Annotated in this window: 19 protein-coding genes; 15 read left to right on the top strand and 4 right to left on the bottom strand. The window is 62.2% G+C overall.

Annotation, left to right across the window (positions count from 1 at the left end):
* The first annotated feature begins 30 nt into the window (after window positions 1–30).
* The 5 genes from AC1DLV_RS06735 to AC1DLV_RS06715 all read left to right on the top strand — a co-directional run bounded on the left by AC1DLV_RS06735 (window position 31) and on the right by AC1DLV_RS06715 (window position 3,412).
* Window positions 31–648, top strand: a complete 618-nt coding sequence (locus AC1DLV_RS06735) for a hypothetical protein (protein WP_476798905.1) — start codon at window positions 31–33, stop codon at window positions 646–648.
* Entirely contained in the window at window positions 645–1,505 is an 861-nt protein-coding gene (locus tag AC1DLV_RS06730; RefSeq protein WP_476798777.1) for a 23S rRNA (adenine(2030)-N(6))-methyltransferase RlmJ, read from the top strand. Before AC1DLV_RS06735 ends, AC1DLV_RS06730 begins: the two co-directional genes overlap by 4 nt.
* Window positions 1,506–1,558: 53 nt before the next feature.
* The gene (locus tag AC1DLV_RS06725) at window positions 1,559–2,020 is read left to right on the top strand and encodes a hypothetical protein (protein ID WP_476798776.1); all 462 of its coding nucleotides are present in this window, start codon (window positions 1,559–1,561) and stop codon (window positions 2,018–2,020) included.
* 18 nt (window positions 2,021–2,038) lie between these two features.
* Window positions 2,039–2,743, top strand: coding sequence for a ribonuclease T2 family protein (locus AC1DLV_RS06720; protein WP_476798775.1), 705 nt, complete (start codon window positions 2,039–2,041; stop codon window positions 2,741–2,743).
* Window positions 2,744–2,812: 69 nt separating this feature from the next.
* On the top strand, window positions 2,813–3,412 hold the full coding sequence (locus AC1DLV_RS06715) for a glutathione S-transferase family protein (protein ID WP_476798774.1): 600 nt from the start codon (window positions 2,813–2,815) through the stop codon (window positions 3,410–3,412).
* Between the two features lie 64 nt (window positions 3,413–3,476).
* Here the strand turns inward: AC1DLV_RS06715 and AC1DLV_RS06710 are convergent, their stop codons facing one another.
* A complete protein-coding gene (locus AC1DLV_RS06710; protein ID WP_476798773.1) occupies window positions 3,477–4,145 on the bottom strand; it encodes an outer membrane protein in 669 nt (222 codons plus the stop codon).
* Window positions 4,146–4,567: 422 nt separating this feature from the next.
* Here AC1DLV_RS06710 and AC1DLV_RS06705 point away from each other — a divergent pair, with 422 nt between their 5' ends.
* The 6 genes from AC1DLV_RS06705 (at window position 4,568) to AC1DLV_RS06680 (ending at window position 9,685) form a co-directional block, all read left to right on the top strand.
* On the top strand, window positions 4,568–5,332 hold the full coding sequence (locus tag AC1DLV_RS06705) for an SDR family oxidoreductase (protein ID WP_476798772.1): 765 nt from the start codon (window positions 4,568–4,570) through the stop codon (window positions 5,330–5,332).
* Window positions 5,329–7,389, top strand: coding sequence for an excinuclease ABC subunit UvrC (uvrC, locus tag AC1DLV_RS06700; protein ID WP_476798771.1), 2,061 nt, complete (start codon window positions 5,329–5,331; stop codon window positions 7,387–7,389). The genes AC1DLV_RS06705 and uvrC overlap by 4 nt, the downstream gene beginning before the upstream one ends.
* 105 nt (window positions 7,390–7,494) lie before the next feature.
* Complete coding sequence (pgsA, locus tag AC1DLV_RS06695) at window positions 7,495–8,091, top strand: CDP-diacylglycerol--glycerol-3-phosphate 3-phosphatidyltransferase (RefSeq protein WP_476798770.1); 597 nt, start codon at window positions 7,495–7,497, stop codon at window positions 8,089–8,091.
* 4 nt (window positions 8,092–8,095) lie between these two features.
* A complete protein-coding gene (moaD, locus tag AC1DLV_RS06690) occupies window positions 8,096–8,350 on the top strand; it encodes a molybdopterin converting factor subunit 1 (RefSeq protein WP_476798769.1) in 255 nt (84 codons plus the stop codon).
* A 4-nt stretch (window positions 8,351–8,354) separates the two neighbouring features.
* Entirely contained in the window at window positions 8,355–8,828 is a 474-nt protein-coding gene (locus AC1DLV_RS06685; protein WP_476798904.1) for a molybdenum cofactor biosynthesis protein MoaE, read from the top strand.
* Window positions 8,829–8,917: 89 nt separating this feature from the next.
* Window positions 8,918–9,685 (top strand): YbaY family lipoprotein, encoded by a 768-nt coding sequence (locus AC1DLV_RS06680; protein WP_476798768.1) that lies wholly within the window; start codon window positions 8,918–8,920, stop codon window positions 9,683–9,685.
* A 155-nt stretch (window positions 9,686–9,840) separates the two neighbouring features.
* On the opposite strand, the gene ndk is transcribed toward AC1DLV_RS06680, so the two are convergent.
* Together ndk and AC1DLV_RS06670 are read right to left on the bottom strand one after the other, a co-directional pair.
* Window positions 9,841–10,263 (bottom strand): nucleoside-diphosphate kinase, encoded by a 423-nt coding sequence (gene ndk, locus AC1DLV_RS06675; RefSeq protein ID WP_476798767.1) that lies wholly within the window; start codon window positions 10,261–10,263, stop codon window positions 9,841–9,843.
* Between the two features lie 86 nt (window positions 10,264–10,349).
* On the bottom strand, window positions 10,350–11,042 hold the full coding sequence (locus tag AC1DLV_RS06670) for a glutathione S-transferase family protein (protein ID WP_476836133.1): 693 nt from the start codon (window positions 11,040–11,042) through the stop codon (window positions 10,350–10,352).
* Window positions 11,043–11,107: 65 nt separating this feature from the next.
* On the opposite strand from AC1DLV_RS06670, the gene AC1DLV_RS06665 reads away from it, so the two are divergent.
* The 3 genes from AC1DLV_RS06665 to AC1DLV_RS06655 all read left to right on the top strand — a co-directional run bounded on the left by AC1DLV_RS06665 (window position 11,108) and on the right by AC1DLV_RS06655 (window position 15,034).
* Window positions 11,108–11,620, top strand: coding sequence for a DinB family protein (locus AC1DLV_RS06665; RefSeq protein ID WP_476798765.1), 513 nt, complete (start codon window positions 11,108–11,110; stop codon window positions 11,618–11,620).
* Window positions 11,621–11,790: 170 nt separating this feature from the next.
* Entirely contained in the window at window positions 11,791–13,059 is a 1,269-nt protein-coding gene (locus AC1DLV_RS06660; RefSeq protein WP_476798764.1) for an MFS transporter, read from the top strand.
* Window positions 13,060–13,156: 97 nt separating this feature from the next.
* Complete coding sequence (locus AC1DLV_RS06655; protein ID WP_476798763.1) at window positions 13,157–15,034, top strand: ABC-F family ATP-binding cassette domain-containing protein; 1,878 nt, start codon at window positions 13,157–13,159, stop codon at window positions 15,032–15,034.
* A 114-nt stretch (window positions 15,035–15,148) separates the two neighbouring features.
* Here AC1DLV_RS06655 and AC1DLV_RS06650 read toward each other — a convergent pair whose 3' ends face one another.
* Entirely contained in the window at window positions 15,149–15,820 is a 672-nt protein-coding gene (locus tag AC1DLV_RS06650; protein ID WP_476798762.1) for an N-acetylmuramoyl-L-alanine amidase, read from the bottom strand.
* Between the two features lie 188 nt (window positions 15,821–16,008).
* Between AC1DLV_RS06650 and AC1DLV_RS06645 the strand changes: the two genes are divergently transcribed.
* Entirely contained in the window at window positions 16,009–18,117 is a 2,109-nt protein-coding gene (locus tag AC1DLV_RS06645; RefSeq protein WP_476798761.1) for a molybdopterin-containing oxidoreductase family protein, read from the top strand.
* Window positions 18,118–18,121: the final 4 nt, after the last annotated feature.

Here is an 18,121-nt window from a genome sequence, read left to right as displayed (position 1 = left end):
TTTGATGGCGGCTACAGAGTATCGAGCACCATGCGGTTCCTGTTTCTTCTCATCCTGCTTGCGGGCACCGGCCTCGGCATCATCTATCCTTGGGCGACCACCAATTTCACCGGCCGTGAGATCGGCACCTATCGCGCCTATGATCGCGCCAGCGGCTTTCGCCCCGTCGAGGTGGCACTCGCGACATCTGATGCGCCGGTGCGGGTGCTGGTCGACCTGACAACGCTGGCGCCGCCGGTGGTCACACCCGCGCGCGCCGTGCTGACCATCACTGCCTCGACGCGCGGCGAAACCGTGCTGGCCCAAGCGTTGAACTTCAACGATACCACGCCGCGCGAGCGCAGCCCGCAGCTGCCCGATCCGATTTTCCGCGACGACGCCGGCCTGATCCGCGATGTGCAGCCGGGAACCTATCGGTTCGTCATCGGCCAGGGCGATGCCGACAATGTCCAGATCCAGCGCGTCGACCTCATCTTGCGCTCGAGCGGCGGCGAGGCCGACGCGCGCGCCCAGCCTGTCGGCATTTCGCTGATGGCGATCGGCTTCATCGGCCTGGTGCTGTCGCTGCGACGCGGCGGCGGTCGCCCGGAAAACCCGAATTCACAGCCGCCGGCGCCACGCTGGGGCAGGGGCGCTGACAAGTCATGAATTATCGCCACGTCTATCATGCCGGAAATTTTGCCGACGTGGTCAAGCACGCAGTGCTCGCCCGGCTGATCGAATATCTCAAGCGCAAGGACAAGGCGTTTCGGGTCATCGACACCCATGCCGGCATCGGCCTTTACGATCTTTCTTCGGAACAGGCGCGCAAGACGGGCGAATGGATTGACGGCATCGGTCGGTTGATCGAGGCGAAGCTTCCGGCAGATGCTGCGGAACTGCTTGCGCCTTATCTCGATGCCGTGCGTGCGGTCAACGCTGGGGGTGGCGTCGAAAACTATCCCGGCTCGCCGCTGATCGCCCGGCATCTGCTGCGCAAGCAGGACCGGTTGTCGGCAATCGAACTGCATCCCGAGGATGCAAAGACGCTGGCTGCCCAGTTTGAAGGCGATTTCCAGACCCGCGTCACCGAATTGGACGGCTGGCTGGCACTTGGCGCGCATCTGCCGCCGAAGGAAAAGCGCGGGCTGGTGCTGGTCGATCCGCCTTTCGAGATCGGCGGCGAGTTCGATCGCCTGGTTGACGGGCTCAAGAAGGCGCACCGGCGCTGGCCCGGTGGCATCTTCGCGCTGTGGTATCCGGTCAAGGATCGCAAGGCGGTGGCTCGGTTCCGTGAAGGGCTGGCTGACGCCGGCATTCCCAAGATCATGGATATCGAGTTCTATATCCGCTCGCCTTCGTCCGAGCCTCGGCTCGACGGCACCGGCATGGTGGTGGTCAACCCGCCTTATCCGCTGGAAAGCGAGTTGCGCACGATGCTTCCGGTGCTGAGCGGGATTCTTGCCGAGGGCGCAGGCGCCAGCTGGTCGGTCGAGTGGCTCGCCGGCGAAGCTGCGGCTTCTTGACCGGAACGCGGAGAAGCCGCAAACTAGGTTGCACCAGTCTTGGAGTGGGAACCATGAGTCGCATCGCCAGCACCTTCTTTGCCGCAATCATCGGACTTGGAGCAGCCGGGCTCGGCACCGCTTCGGTGCAGGCCGCGGATCTTGCGACGACCTATTCCGATTATTCCGGATTGTGCAGCAACGCCTCCGTGCTCAATCGCATCACCAGCCGTTTCAGCCATCAGGTTCGCTACGTTCCGAACCTGCCCCAGGTCGCGATCACCGACTTCCAGCGCATTTACGAGACCCGCTATCAGCCGTCTGATGAAGACCATCCCATCGGCCGCACCTATTGTGGCGCTACCGTGACGCTTTCGGACGGTCGCGACCGCAGCATCTGGTACCTTGTCGAGGAAGGCATGGGCTTTGCCTCGATCGGCAACAATGTCGAATTTTGCGTCGCGGGCTTCGACCGCTGGTACGTCTACAATGGCGGTTACCGTGGCGATCAGGTTGGTTGCCGCATCCTGCGCTGAGGCAGGCTGGACTTTGCCATGAGACGATTGGCTTGCGGGTGGGTATTCGCGTTCGCCGCGTTGCTCGCACTTTCCGCTTGCAAGCCAGCCGAGGAAAAATCCAGCGAAACCAAGCCGCCCGCATCGTCTGAAGCGGTCGTGCCCAGGGGGCAGGGCTTCGATTTCTACGTTTTGTCGCTGTCGTGGTCTCCCAGCTATTGCGAGGCCGAGGGCGAGCAGGCCAACGGCCAGCAATGCCGTGCCGGGAGGCCCTATGCCTTCGTGGTCCATGGCCTGTGGCCGCAATATGAGCGCGGCTACCCCCAGGACTGCCAGACCAACAACAGCGATGTCTCGAGCGACAAGCTGCGCGGGCTTTACGATCTGATGCCGTCGGCCGGCTTGATTCGCCACCAATGGCGCAAGCATGGCACCTGCTCGGGCCTCAGCCAGGACGACTATTTCAAGGTGCTGCGCGCAGCGCGGCAAAAGGTCGAGATTCCCGCCGAGTTCAAGCGGCTCGATGCCTATCGCACCTTGGCGCCAGGGCAGGCCGAACGCGCCTTCTTGCAATCCAACCCGGCGATGAGGGCGGATGGCATCGCGGTTGCTTGCGACCGACGCTATCTGCAGGAGGTGCGCATCTGCATGACCAAGGATCTCGACTTCCGGGCCTGCCCGGAAATCGAGCGGCGCGCCTGCCGCCTCGACAAGGTGGTGATGCCGCCTGTGCGTGGCCGCTGATTTAGCGCTACGCCGCGTTGCCGGCGAAAATCGCGCGGAATATGGTCCTCGCCAAAAGGGACCCTTGCCATGCCAAAACTTCTCTATTCCGCAACATCGCCCTACAGCGCCAAGGTGCGTTTGGCAGCCACCTATGCCGGCATCGCCTTTGAGGCGGTGATTGTCGACACGGCCGCCCAGCCGGCGTTGCTGACCGATGCCAATCCGCTGGGCAAGATCCCTGTGTGGATCACCGACGAGGGCGACGGCATCTACGACAGCCGGGTGATCACGCAATATCTGAACCGGCTTTCGGGCAACAAGCTGTTCCCGCGCAACGCCGAAAAGCGGCTTGACGCCGAACGTCTGGAGGCAATCGCCGACGGCATCTGCGATTGCCTGCTGGCGATTGTCTACGAGCGCCGGTCGCGGCCTGAAGAACTGGTGCACCAGCCCTGGCTCGACAAGCAGTGGGCAAAGGCTGCACGCGCGCTCGACCTGCTCAATGCCAACCCGCCGAAGCTGCCGAAATCGATCGGTGCCGGCCAGATCGCGCTACGCACCGCCATCGCCTACATGGAGCTTCGCTTCGCCGGCAAGTGGGACAAGGGCCGCCCGCGTCTCAAGCGCTGGGCTGCGCGTTTCGATGAAAAATTCCCGGAACTGAAAGCGATCATCCCGCAGGCGTAGCCGGTTCAAACAACAAAAAAGCCGGGCGCGAGCCCGGCTTTTTCGTTTGTTGTGATCCTGAGGATCAGAACTTCATACCGACGCCGAACGTGACGCGGTGATCCTTGAACGACACGTCGTGGTTGGTGCCGCCGAGGTTGTAGCCGTCGGTGCCGAGGTCGGTGTAGCGGTACTCGACGCGGCCGAAGACCGACTCGGTCAGCTTGATGTCGGTGCCGACGCCGGCCGTCCAGCCGAGGGCGGTGTTGGATTCGCTGTTGCCAACGGCGTCCGTGACCTTGACCTGCGAGCCAGCACCACCGGCCGTACCGTAGACCAGGATGTCAGGCGTGACGACATAACCCAGACGAGCGCGCAGCGAGCCTTCGAGGCCGCCCTTCACGGACGTTCCAGCATTGTCGCCTTCCACGCCGTTGTAGCCGAGATCGGCTTCGCCACCGATGACGAAGTTGTCCATCTGGTAGTTGTAGCCGCCGAATGCGCCGCCAACGAAGCCGCTTGTGCCGATCTCGTTGTTGAAGGTCTTGTCATTCGCGTCGCCGCTGAAGCCATAACCGAGCGAGACACCGGCGTAGGGGCCAGACCACGTGTTGAGCGGGGGCTGAACCATCGGGGCGGAAGGTGCTGGCGGCTCTTCCATGACGACGTCAGCTGCGAATGCAGGCATAGCCGCCAGGGCGATCAGGCCGAAAGCCGCCGCGAGGGGACGGGCGTGCTTGAGAATGGCAGTCATAATTTCACTCCTTAAGCCAACTGAACACTGGCTCTTTTTCGAAATGGCGCCGTTGATGAACCGTCCGGGGGGAGAAACGGTAGTGGCGCCGAACGGTGCTGAATGTCGTGTCGAAATGCGGCTGAACCGAACCTGAAGTGAGGTGATTGCCGGGCGCAAATGAGGCTGAAGCGTGACGTTGCGCTATTGCAACAACCTTGTCAGGAGCTTTGCTGACCATTTGCCGCAAGCCGCTTGGTACAAGGGGTTGGGCGTTCTATATCTCGCTTGCCGGCATGGTTCGCAGGCAGTGTTTTGGACGGCGCTGGAGGCCTTCGCCACATTGCCGCCAGATCGATGAACGGCTTTTTACAAAGGTTACCAAAAAAGGTGGCCGCGCCTGCCTCAAGGGAAGCTGGCGGATCGCATGAGAGGACGACTGGATGGCGAAGATGGCGGGCAATGTGCTGGTGACGGGTGGGGCCAAGCGTATCGGCCGCGCGATCGTGGAAGACCTTGCCGCGCATGGCTTTGGCGTCGCCATCCATTGCAACCGCTCCCGTGCGGTAGCCGACGACCTCGCAGCGACGATCAAGGCAAATGGTGGACGAGCAGTGGTCGTTCAGGCCGACCTCGCCGACATGGTTGCCGTCGACGCGCTGCTTGCGGAGGCCGATGCCGCGCTTGGGCCGATAACGCTGCTGGTCAACAATGCCTCGGTCTTCGAAGGCGATTCGGTGACCGATTTCGGCTGGGAGGCCTGGGATCGGCATTTTGCCCTGCATGTGAAGGCGCCGGCACTGCTGGCGAAGAATTTCGCCGCAGCGCTGCCAGAAGGCGCCGAGGGGCTGATCGTCAACATGATCGACCAGCGCGTGCTTAAGCCGACACCGCAATATTTTTCTTATTCGCTGTCGAAGGCGGCACTTTGGGCCGCTACCAAAACGATGGCGCAGGCACTGGCGCCGCGCATTCGCGTCAATGCTATCGGTCCTGGTCCGACGCTGCCGAGTTCACGCCAGGACGCCGCCGCCTTCAGCGCCCAGCTCGACGGCCTGCTGCTGAAGCGGGGACCAGCGCTTGGCGAGTTTGGCGCGACGATCCGTTACCTCTGGCAGGCGCGCTCGGTCACTGGCCAAATGATTGCACTCGATGGCGGCCAGCATCTTGCCTGGCAGACGCCCGATGTGACAGGCATGGTGGAATGAGTCCTCGCCAATCCGACACCAAGCCGAGCCCCGGAAAAGGCGGCAAGGCTGCCGAAGACATGCCCGACACCGAGCTCGATGACGACGAGGCGGTGGAAGAGACCGTTGCGCCCAGCGGCCCGGATCTGCCTTTCACCGCCATAGACTGGACAGCGCACGCCGGCGACGCGGACGGCATGGTCGGCGCCGAAGTGATCCAGACGCTGGTCAAGCGGCTGCCCAATGCGCCGGGCGTCTATCGCATGATGAATGCCGCCGGCGACGTGCTTTATGTCGGCAAGGCGCGCAGCCTCAAGAAGCGCGTCACCAACTACGCGCAAGGGCGCTTCCACACCAACCGAATCGGCAAGATGGTGCGCGAGACGGCGACGATGGAGTTCGTCGTCACCCGTACCGAGATCGAGGCTTTGCTGCTCGAAGCGAACCTCATCAAGCGCCTGCGCCCGCGCTTCAACGTATTGATGCGCGACGACAAGTCTTTCCCCTACATCATGCTCACCAGCGGCCACGCGGCGCCGGGCATCTACAAGCATCGCGGCGCGCGCTCGCACAAGGGAGGCGACTATTTCGGGCCGTTTGCGTCGGCGCAGGCGGTGGGCCGCACCATCAATTCGCTGCAGCGCGCCTTCCTTTTGCGCAGCTGCACGGACTCGTTCTTCGAAAACCGCACCCGGCCGTGCCTGCTGTTCCAGATCAAGCGCTGTGCTGCACCTTGCACCGGCGAGATTTCGGAAGAAGGCTATGCCGAGCTGGTCAGCGAGGCGAAGGACTTCCTGTCGGGCCGAAGCCAGAAGGTGAAAACCGAGATTTCGGGGCAGATGCAGCAGGCGGCCGAAGAACTCGATTTCGAGCGTGCGGCCGTCTATCGCGACCGGCTAGCCGCACTCTCGCATGTGCAGAGCCACCAGGGCATCAACCCGCAGACCATCGACGAGGCCGATGTCTTCGCCATCCATCAGGAGGGCGGGCAGACCGGCATCCAGGTGTTCTTTTTCCGCACAGGCCAGAACTGGGGCAACCGCGCCTACTTCCCCAAGGCTGATTCGTCGCTGGAGGCTGCCGAAGTGCTCGGCTCGTTCCTGGCGCAGTTCTACGACGACAAGCCGTGTCCGCGCGCGATCCTGCTGTCGCATGCGGTCGAAGAGCAAGAGCTGCTGGCCGAAGCGCTTTCCACCCGCGCTGGCCACAAGGTGGCGATCTCCGTGCCGCAGCGTGGCGAAAAGAAGGACATTGTCGACCACGCCGTGCAGAACGCCCGCGAGGCGCTGGGGCGCAGGTTGGCCGAGACGTCGACCCAGGCGCGGTTGCTGGAAGGGTTCGCCCAGACCTTCGGACTGGAAAAGCCGCCGGTGCGCATCGAAGTTTACGACAATTCCCACATCATGGGCACCAATGCCGTCGGGGGCATGGTGGTCGCGGGGCCGGAAGGCTTCGTCAAAAACCAGTACCGCAAATTCAACATCCGTTCGACCGACATCACCCCGGGCGACGATTTCGGCATGATGCGCGAGGTCATGGAGCGGCGGTTTTCCCGGTTGCTCAAGGATCACGGCGATGAACAGCCTGACGCAGCCGAGGTCGAGGACGCCGGCGCGTTTCCGGCTTGGCCTGATGTCATCCTGATCGACGGTGGCCAGGGCCAAATGACCGCGGTCCGAGCGATGCTCGCCGAGCTCGGCATCGAGGACCGTGTCGTTGCGATCGGCGTCGCCAAGGGGCAGGACCGCGAGGCGGGCCGCGAGCGTTTCTTCGTCAAGGGCAAGGATTCGTTCTCGCTGCCGGTGCGCGACCCCGTGCTCTATTTCGTCCAGCGCCTGCGCGACGAGGCGCATCGCTTTGCCATCGGCTCGCATCGGGCGCGGCGCAAGAAGGAGATGGTCAAGAATCCGCTCGATGAGATCGGCGGTATAGGGCCGAGCCGTAAGCGCGCGCTACTCCTGGCTTTCGGCACCGCCAAGGCGGTAAGCCGGGCGGCGGTCGACGACCTGATGGCCGTCGAAGGCATTTCGGAATCCATTGCACGCCTTGTTTACAACCATTTTCACGATAATGGGTGATCAACGATAATTGTCGTCCGGTCTTCACCTGGACTACCTATAGGCAGTTGACCCCCAGCCCCCCATTCTGATTTCACTACGGCAGACGAAAGAGCAACAGAGACCATGGCCCAGCGCGCATTCAACCTGCCCAACATGCTCACCTATGCGCGTATCATTGCCGTGCCGCTGGTCGTGCTCTGCTTCTTCCTCGAGGGCAGCCTGAAATCGAGCGATTTTGCCCGCTGGAGCGCGCTTGCCATCTTTGTTATCGCAAGCCTCACCGACTATCTCGATGGCTATCTGGCGCGCGCCTGGAAGCAGACGTCGAACATCGGCCGCATGCTTGACCCGATTGCCGACAAGCTTCTGGTCGCCACCTGCCTGCTTTTGCTGGCGGCCGACACCGACCATCGTGGCGGCATTGCCGGCTGGTCGCTTTGGGCGGCAATCATCATCCTGTGCCGCGAAATCCTCGTCTCGGGCCTGCGCGAATATCTCGCCGCCCTCAAGGTCAGCGTGCCGGTGACCCAGCTTGCCAAATGGAAGACGACGATCCAGATGGTGGCGATCGCGTTCCTGCTGGCTGGCCCCGCGGGCGACAAGATCTTCCCGCTGACCACGCAGATCGGCCTCGTGCTGCTGTGGATCGCAGCCCTTGTGACGCTATATACCGGCTATGACTATTTCCGCGCCGGCCTGAAGCACATCATGGACGAGTGAAGGCATGACCAAGCTCATCTATTTTGCCTGGGTACGCGAACGGATTGGCAAGACCGAAGAAGACGTCGACCTGCCCAGCGACGTGAAGACGGTCTCCGACCTGCTGCTGTGGCTCAAGTCGCGCGGCGAGGAGTTCGAACGCGCATTGCAGCATCCCGAGGTGATCCGTGTTGCGATCAATCAGGAGCATGTCGATCACCGCGAACTGATCGGAAGCGCAAGCGAGATCGCACTGTTTCCGCCGATGACAGGTGGCTGAAGCGATGACGGTCGCGGTGGTGCCGATGGTGCGCATCCAGGCGGCCGATTTTGATGTCGCCGCGGAAATCGCGCTGTTGACAGAGGGCAGGGCGGATGTCGGCGCGGTCGTGACCTTCACCGGCCTGTGCCGCGACGAGGCCGGAAGTCTCGCGGCCCTCGAGCTCGAACACTATCCCGGCATGGCCGAAGCCGAGATCATGCGCATCGCCCGCGAGGCGATCGAACGTTGGCCCTTGGCCGGCATCACCGCCATCCACCGCTTCGGCCGCATCAAGCCCGGCGAAAACATCGTGCTGGTGGTCGCTGCGTCGAAGCACCGGCAGGTGGCGTTCGAGGCGGCAAGCTTCCTGATGGATTATCTGAAATCGCGCGCGCCCTTCTGGAAGAAGGAGCACCGCGTCGACGGCAGTGAAGGCGGCTGGGTCGACGCCAAGGAAAGCGACGACGCCGCTGCCGCGCGCTGGGCGAAGTCCTGAGGTGGCAGTGACCTGGGCTCGCGGCCACGGAACCACCGCAATCCTTTGCACCTTCGATCGTTAGGCGCATTTCATCCGGGGAGACGACCATGCTTGGCAAGCTCGCAGAATTCATCCTCTTTGGCTTCGCGCCGCTGCTGGTCGGCGTTCTAGCGGTCCCGGAAATGGCTACAGCGGAAGAAAAGACGATCACCGGCGAGGTGCTCTACCGCGAGCGTATCGCGCTGCCACCGCATGCCGTGCTCACCGTGCAATTGGTCGACGTGTCGCTGGCCGACGCACCCTCGACCGTTGTCGGTCAGCAAAAGATCGATCCTGCCGGCCAAGTGCCGATCAAGTTTTCCGTTCCCTTCAATCCCGCGGCCATCCAGCCCACTTTGAGCTACGCGCTCCAGGCCCGCATCACTGTCGACGACCGGCTGTGGTTCATCAATGATGTCCGCCATTCGCTCGACCCGCTGACTGCAGGCCCGCAAAGCATGGTGCTCAGGATGGTAAGCCAGGCGAGCGAGGAGAAGACCGACGACATCTTCGACCGCGAATGGGTGGCCGAGGACATTGGCGGCACAGGCGTGCTCGACACGCCGCAGTCGTCCCTGCGCATCGCTGTCGACGGCAAGGTCACCGGTCGCGGTGGCTGCAACAACTTTTTCGGCAAGGCGACTGTCGAGGGCAAGGGGATTTCCTTCGGCCCGCTCGGCTCGACCTTCATGGCATGCCCCCAGCCAGTGATGGATCAGGAACACAAGTTCCTCGATGCGCTTGGCCGGGCCAAGACGTATCGCGTTGAGGGCGGAAAGCTGGTGCTGGGAGACGCGGACGGCAAGGAAATCCTGCGCTTCGGCGACGGCGCCTGATTGAATCGGTTTCTTGGGATATTGTCCCAAGAGCTTGAAATGCTTGGTGCTTGCCTCCTTCGAGGCTGCTGAGGACAAAAGAAAAAGCCGGGGCGCGAACCCCGGCTTTTTCGATTCTTGTTCAGTGGCTTGAAGGCCGCTGCTCGCTGGCTGGATTAGCCGACGACTTCGGTATCGGAGAACCAGTAGCGGATCTCCTGGGCTGCGGTCTCAGGAGCGTCCGAGCCGTGCACCGAGTTTTCGCCGATCGACAGTGCGTGGACCTTGCGGATGGTGCCTTCGTCGGCGTTGGCCGGATTGGTGGCGCCCATCACTTCGCGGTTCTTGGCAATTGCGTTTTCACCTTCGAGAACCTGGACGATCGTCGGGCCGGACGTCATGGTCTCGACCAGTTCGCCGAAGAAGGGGCGTTCCTTGTGGACGGCGTAGAAGCCTTCGGCCTCGCGGCGGCTCATCCACACGCGGCGGGACGCCACGACGCGCAGGCCGGCATCCTCAAGCATCTTGGTGACGGCGCCGGTCAGGTTGCGCTTGGTCGCGTCCGGCTTGATCATCGAAAATGTGCGTTCGATCGCCATGATAGGTCCTTGTGATCTGGGGATTTGCAGTGTGGCGGGCTCTATACAGGCCGCCCGCCACATTGCCAAGGGGGCAAGGCCGCAGCCTACGCGGCTGCCGGCACGCGTTGTCCAAGACCATCATGGAGAGCGAGGCAGCGGCCGAACCATTCGGCGACCGGATCGGCGTCGTCGAGCAGTCTGTAAGAGGTAGCGATGCGGGCCCACTGGAAGGCAGAAAACACGATGTAGTCGGCAAACAGCGGCCCGTTGCCACCGATCCAAGGCTGGTAGGTCAGCATGCTGCGCAGCGGCTCGAGCGAAGCTCGGAAGGCGTTGAGCCCGGCGTCGCGTGCGGCACTCACCTCTTCCAGCGTCTTGCCGTAGCGCGTTTCCCGGCTTTGGCGGAAATAGACGCCATTGGCTTCATCCTGCATGGCGTGAAGTGCGGTAAGCGCTGTGACACCGAGATAGGGGTGCACCGTCAGCTGCGACCAGCGTTCGATGAAACGGGCATGTGCTTCGCCGCCCTTGCCGCCAAACAGCGTCGGCCGATCCGGATAGGCTTCTTCGAGATAGAGCGCGATGGCAAAAGAATCCGCGATTATCTTGTCGCCGTCACGGATGACGGGGATGGTCTTCGAAGTGCCGCTTTCGATCGCGGGCACTTCGAGGAAACGGGTCGGCACCGCCCGGTAGTCGAGCCCTTTATGAGCCAGCGCCATCGCCACTTTCCAGCAATGCGGGCTGAACGGACGTGCCGGATCGCTGCCGACGAGGTCGTAAAAGAGAATGGTCATTGGCGGTAATTCCCGATGGGCTGTAGTAAGTGGGCAGTGATTTTCGAAGCACCGAAGGATAACAGATGAAGCAGCATTTCATGATGTTGGCCGCTTACAATCAATGGGCCAACGAAAGGATTTACGAGGCCGCCGCCGATCTGGACGTGGCGGAATATGAAGCTGACACCGGTGCGTTCTTCAAGTCGATGAAAGGCACGCTCAACCATCTGCTGGTGGCTGATCGGGTCTGGCTGAAACGCTTCACCGGCGAGGGCGATGCGCCGTCGTCGCTGGACACGATCGTTCACGCCGATTTCGCAAAGCTCCGAGCCGCGCGGCAGGCCGAAGACAAGCGCATCGTGCAATGGATTGGCTCGCTCACCGACAAGGCATTTGCCGGGCGCTTCACCTATATGACGATTACGGACATGCGCACGATTTCACAAAGGCTCGCGCCTGCGCTCACTCATCTCTTCAATCACCAGACACATCATCGTGGGCAGGCGCACATGATCCTGACGGTGCTTGGCCGGGAATCCGTCGGGCTCGACCTCATCTATTTCCAGCGGACGGAAGACGGAAGGGCATTTGCCTGAAGGCGGCCCGGATAGTTTTCGGCACGGCGAATGTCCTGTCATGAGCTGTCTGGATCATAGGATCGGGAGGTGGTTTGCCTTGCCTTCGGCTGGTATCTCAGCCAGACGATATGGCGACCGCCACGGCCTCTGCGCCGGCGGGCAGGCGCTTTCGAAACGCGGAGAATTCATTGCGCGCCTATGGCGAAAAGACCGGCCAGGCGATCGTGCTGCTGCTCATTGCGGGCTCCGGCATGGTGGCGATCGCGCGTGGCATGAGCCTGACCTTCCTCGCCATACGGATGCAGCAGGATTTTGGGCTCAGCCCGGCCATGATCGGCGTTCTGATCGGCGCTGGGCCATTGCTGGGCGCCGCTGTCAGCCCCTTTGCCGGAACGATCTCTGATCGCATCGGCAGGCGGGTGGTGCTGGTTACGGCCCTGCTGTTCGCCGGTCTGGGGCTTGTCGGCCTGGGCCTGGCACAGTCAGTCGCGGCCTTCGCGCTGGCTCACATCGTCTCGTCGGTTTCCGCCGCCGTCTATGAGCCGGTGTCGCGTGCGCTGATGAGCGATGCCGCACCTGAAAAACTTCGGTTGAAGATGTTTTCGTGGCGCTATCTGGTGATCAATGCCGGCTGGGCCATCGGCCCGATGATCGGCCTTGCCATCGGCGCCAACTCGCCGCTGCCCTTCGTCATCGCCGGCATCGTCCATTTCGCCTTCTCGGCAGCGATCTTCATCATTGTTCCCAATATGCCTGCCAGCCGCAATGGCGAGCAAGCCGCGGTTCAGGCCCCCGGATTCCGCAGGCTGAGTGCGGCGCTGCGCGACCGCCGGTTGCTGTTTTACGTTGGCGGTGGAACGCTGCTGATGGCAGTCTACGGCCAGTGGTCGGTGACGCTGTCGCAATATCTGACCACCAATCTTGCCGACGGCATGAAGATATTCGCCTGGCTGGTGACCACGAACGCGACGGTGGTTGTGCTTGCCACAGCACCCGCCCGGATGCTGATCGAAAGGATCGGACCGCTTCGCGCGATGGTTTTGGGCTGCCTGCTGTTCCTCGGCGGCGAGCTTGGCTTTGCCGTTGCCACAAGTGCGACGATGCTGATCGGCTTCATGGTGCTGTTCACCATTGGCGAGGTGCTGGTCGTGCCGGCGGAATATGTGCTGGTCGACAAGATCTCCAACGACGACAATCGCGGCGCCTATTTTGGCGCGCACTCGTTGTGCTCGGTCGGCAATTTTCTCGGACCGTTGCTTGGTGGCCTGGCGCTTGGAGCATTGGGCGGGCCGGGCATGTTCGTGCTCTTCGCCATCCTGGCCGCTGGCAGCGCTGTGCTGTTTGCTATCGGGTATGCCTCACCGCCGCCGGCGTCGCTCGACGGACCGGCCGTCGATGCCGTGGGCGAACTCGCCGGAGACGCGCTGCACCGTACCCGCAGGCCCGCTTTCGCCTGAAAGCAGTGCGCCAGTGGCGTTTTCGACCGCGCGTTGTGCCTGATAGGTGCCGCGCGCCCTTGCCATTGCCACAACTCTCCGCCAAAACCGCCACGCCATGCTCATAATCAATGATCTCTCCCTCCGCATTGCCGGACGTCTTCTCCTCGACCATGCGTCGTTGACCCTGCCTGCCGGGACCAAGGCGGGCTTGGTCGGGCGCAACGGTACGGGCAAGACCACGCTGTTCAAGGCGATCACCGGTGACTTCAGCTCCGAAACCGGCAACATCAGCCTGCCCAAGAACACGCGTATCGGCCAGGTGGCGCAGGAAGCGCCCGGCACCGAGGAGCCGCTGATCGAAATCGTGCTCAAGGCCGATGTCGAGCGCGCAGCCCTGCTGGCCGAAGAGCTCACGACGACCGATCCGCACCGAATCGCCGAGATCCATATTCGCCTTGCCGACATCGATGCCCATTCGGCCGAATCCCGCGCGGCGACAATTCTTGCCGGCCTCGGCTTTGACGACGCAGCACAAAGGCGCCCGGCTTCGTCTTTCTCGGGTGGCTGGCGCATGCGCGTGGCGCTTGCCGCGGTGCTGTTTGCCGAGCCCGACCTTCTGCTGCTCGACGAGCCGACCAACTATCTCGATCTTGAAGGCACGCTGTGGCTTGAGAACTATGTCTCGAAATATCCGCATACCGTTCTACTGATCAGCCATGATCGCGACCTGCTCAACCGCGCCGTCAATTCGATCGTCCATCTCGACCAGAAGAAGCTGACCTTCTGGCGCGGTGGTTACGACCAGTTCGAGCGCCAGATCGCCGAGCAGCGCGAGTTGCAGGAGAAGGGCCGCGTCAAGCAGGACGCAGCGCGCAAGCACCTGCAGTCCTTCGTCGACCGCTTCCGCGCCAAGGCATCCAAGGCCCGCCAGGCGCAGTCGCGCATCAAGGCGCTGGAAAAGATGAAGCCGATCTCGGCTCTCGTTGAAGACAATGTTCGGCCGTTCAGCTTCCCCGAGCCGGTGAAGACGGTGGCTTCGCCGATCGTGGCACTCAACGCCGTCAGCGTCGGTTACCAGCCGGGCAGCCCGATCCTCAAGAAGATGACTTTGCGCATCGATGCCGACGATCGCATCGCGCTGCTCGGCGCCAACGGCAATGGCAAGTCGACCTTCGCCAAGCTTCTGGCCGGAAGGCTGAAGGCCGATACGGGTTCAGTGACAATCGCGCCTGGTCTCAAGGTCGCGATCTTCGCCCAGCACCAGCTCGACGATCTGAGGCCGGATGAAAACGCCTATGAGCATGTGCGCCGGCTGATGCCGGATGCGCCGGAATCGAAGGTGCGCGCTCGTGTCGCCCAGTTCGGCCTCGCCACCGACAAGATGAACACCGCCGCCAAGGACCTGTCCGGCGGTGAAAAGGCGCGTCTGCTGATGGGCTTGGCCGCCTTCGACGGGCCGAATCTGTTCATCCTCGACGAGCCGACCAACCATCTCGACATCGACAGCCGCGAAGCGCTTATCCTTGCGCTCAACGAATTCCCCGGCGCTGTGATCCTGGTTTCGCACGACCGCCACCTGCTCGAGGCGACGGCTGACCGGCTGTGGTTGGTCAAGGACGGCAGCGTCAATCCGTATGACGGCGACCTTGAGGACTACAAGACGCTGGTCACAGGCGTGTCAGGCGATCGCAGGGAGCGTCGCGAGGCCGACAAGGCGTCGAAGGCCGACCGCCGCCGCGAGGCTGCCGCGCGTCGCGCCGCCATGGAGCCGCTGGCCAAGGAGATCCGCGCCACCGAAGCGTTGATGGACCGCATCCGCAAGCGCGCCGACGCCATCGAGGATCAGCTTGCTGATCCGAAGCTGTACGAGAAGGATCCCACGACGGCGACGCAGCTTGCCAAGGAGCGCTCTCAGCTTGCCGCCCAGCTCAACGGCCATGAGGAAAAATGGCTTGCGATGTCGGCGGAATATGAAGAGGGCATCGCGGAGTAGGGGCTTACTCCGCGAGTCTATTGCAACAGAGGTGTTTCCAGGTGCTGTCGGGCCGGACTGGCGCGACAGGCCAACATTCCACATCTTGTAGCGATGCTGGCCTGTTGGGCGCGATCAGTCGTCGAAGATCACCTGTTCCCTGACCTCGCGTGCGTTGCGCGCATATCCAGCAACCACGGCTCCTCCTGAATCCACCGGGGAGTTCAGGACCATGTCTCGAAACTTGTCCCACGGAAAATGCGCTCCGGGGTCATCACGCCGGTCCGGATCCAGCTTGGCGTGGGAAACGATGTATTTCAGGTTTGGATACTTCTCCCAGCAATACCTGACGATCTGTGACGTGGCGGCCACCTGCCAATCTGAATATCGGTCGCTCGATGCCACGGTGTTCACGATCTCTATCCCGAGCGAGTAGTCGTTAACGCCTTCCTCGCCGAAATAAACGTCCTGGTGGGAAGCCTGGTTGCGGACGTGCCAGGCGCGACGTGCCTCATGGCAGGTGGCCCATACATTCTTGCCATGTGCGGCTTCATTCTCGTCAGGGACCAGCCAGTGGAAGCTTGCGCTTCTCGATTTGATGACGGAGACCGCGCCTTCAGATGAAGAGCCCGCGGTTGCATGGATGACGACGGCCCTGATGCCGGTAATGGGATCGACATTGCGCCTGGTCGAGGCTGAAAGGGCGTAAGGAATGATCCCTGGGTACCATTCCTCGTCCAGCCTGACGTTGGATGGTGCCGAATTGCTGGGAAGATTGAATTGGTATGTCCTTGGATCTGCGGCCATGAAAACCTCCCTAACTGGTGTCTGAGAAAGGTTGCAATCGCTGATTGTCCGGATGCCGAATATGTTATTATAGATTGCAAATTGGTTTTTGTCGACATCCTGAGGTTGTCGACCAATGTGTGTTGACTGGACATTGGCGAGCGAACATCTCTATGTCTCGCTGACGCAAATCCCGATACGGTCGGCACATGAACACCCATACCAAAATTCGCATCGGCCATTCGGCCTGTCCGCATGATTGCCCCTCGACCTGCGCGCTCGAAGTCGAGCTGCTTGACGGCAAGACGATTGGCCGCGTGCATGGTGCCAAGGACAACAGCTACACCGCCGGCGTCATTTGCGCCAAGGTTGCCCGCTATGCCGACCGCGTCCATCATCCCGAACGACTGCTGAAGCCGCTCATCCGAGCCGGCGCCAAGGGCGACGGCAACTGGAAGGAAGCGAGCTGGGAAGCCGCGCTCGATCTGGTCGCCGAAAAGTTCATCGCCGCCGAGGAGAAACTCGGCTCCGAGACGGTGTGGCCCTATTTCTACGCTGGTACCATGGGGCTGGTGCAGCGCGACGGCATCGAGCGGCTGCGCCACGCCAAGAAATATTCCGGTTTCTTCGGCTCGATTTGCACCAACCTGGCCTGGACTGGCTATGTGATGGGCACCGGTTCGCTCCGCGGTTCCGACCCGCGCGAGATCGCCAAGTCCGATTGCGTCGTGATCTGGGGCACCAATGCGGTGGTCACCCAAGTCAATGTGATGACCCATGCCATCAAGGCGCGCAAGGAACGCGGCGCCAAGATCGTTGTCATCGACATCTACGAGAATGCGACGCTGAAGCAGGCTGACATGGGCCTGGTGCTGAGGCCTGGCACGGACGCAGCACTGGCCTGCGCGGTCATGCATGTACTGTTCAGGGAAGGCATGGCCGACCGTGCCTATCTCGAAAAATACACCGACGACCCCAAGGGGCTGGAAGCGCATCTCAGCGACAAGACGCCGGAATGGGCGGCTGCGATCACCGGCCTTGCGGTCGAGGAGATCGAGGCCTTTGCCCGACTCGTCGGCACGACCAAGAAGACCTTCTTCCGCTTGGGCTACGGCTTCTCGCGCCAGCGTAACGGCTCGGTCAACATGCATGCGGCGCTGTCGATCCCGGCGGTGACGGGTGCCTGGCAATATGAGGGCGGCGGCGCCTTTCATTCCAATTCGGGCATCTTCAAGCTCAATGGCGAACTGCTCGAGGGAACGAAGTTCCGCGACCCCAACATCCGCTACCTCGATCATTCGCGCATCGGCCCGGTGCTGATGAACCATGAAGACGCGCTGTATGGCGGCCCGCCGGTGACGGCATTGTTGATCCAGAACACCAATCCGATGAATGTCGCGCCAGAGCAGCGACTGGTGAAGCAGGGTTTTCTGCGCGAGGACCTGTTCACTTGTGTGCACGAGCAGTTCATGACCGACACGGCCAAGCTCGCCGATGTCGTTTTGCCCGCGACGATGTTTTTGGAACATGACGACATCTATAAGGGCGGCGGCAACCAGCACATCACGCTTGGGCCCAAGCTGATCGACCCGCCGGAAGGGCCGCGCACCAACCACTATGTCATCGAAGAGCTGGGCAAGCGGCTGGGCGTGTCGCATTTGCCGGGTTTCGGCATGACCGAGCGCCAGCACATTGACGTCATGCTGGAGAAAAAGGGCCTTGGCGATTTCGACTCGTTCAGGGAGCAAAAATGGGCCGACTTGCAGCCGGAATTCGAGGACGCGCATTTCCTCAAGGGCTTTGGCCATGCCGACGGCAAGTTCCGCTTCAAGCCGCAGTGGAATGGCGGGGCGGCACCCAACAAGCCGCCGAAGAGCATGGGCATCTTCGGCCCCGTCGCGCAGTTGCCGGAATTCCCCGACCATGTCGACTTGATCGAGGTGGCGGATGCCGAACATCCGTTCCGGCTGGCAACCTCGCCGGCGCGCAACTTCCTCAATTCCACCTTCGCCGAAACCCCTGTGTCGCGCGCGAAGGAGGGACGCCCGGAGCTTCTGATCCACTCTGAAGACGCAGCCGAGCTAGGCCTGTCATCGGGCGACCGTGTCGAGATCGGCAACAAGCGCGGCGAAGTCGTTCTGCATGTCAGGCTCTTCGACAAGATCAAGCGCGGCGTGGTCATTGCCGAGGGCATCTGGCCGAATTCGGATCACGAGCGCGGCGAGGGCATCAATGTCCTGACTGGTGCCGATGCGCCGGCACCTTATGGCGGTGCCGCCGTCCACGACAACAAGGTCTGGATCAGACCCGCCGCTTGATATC

This window comes from Aminobacter sp. 01T433 (genome assembly GCF_056398585.1).
Note: the sequence above shows the minus strand (reverse complement) of the source record. Positions and strands in the feature narration are given on the sequence as shown.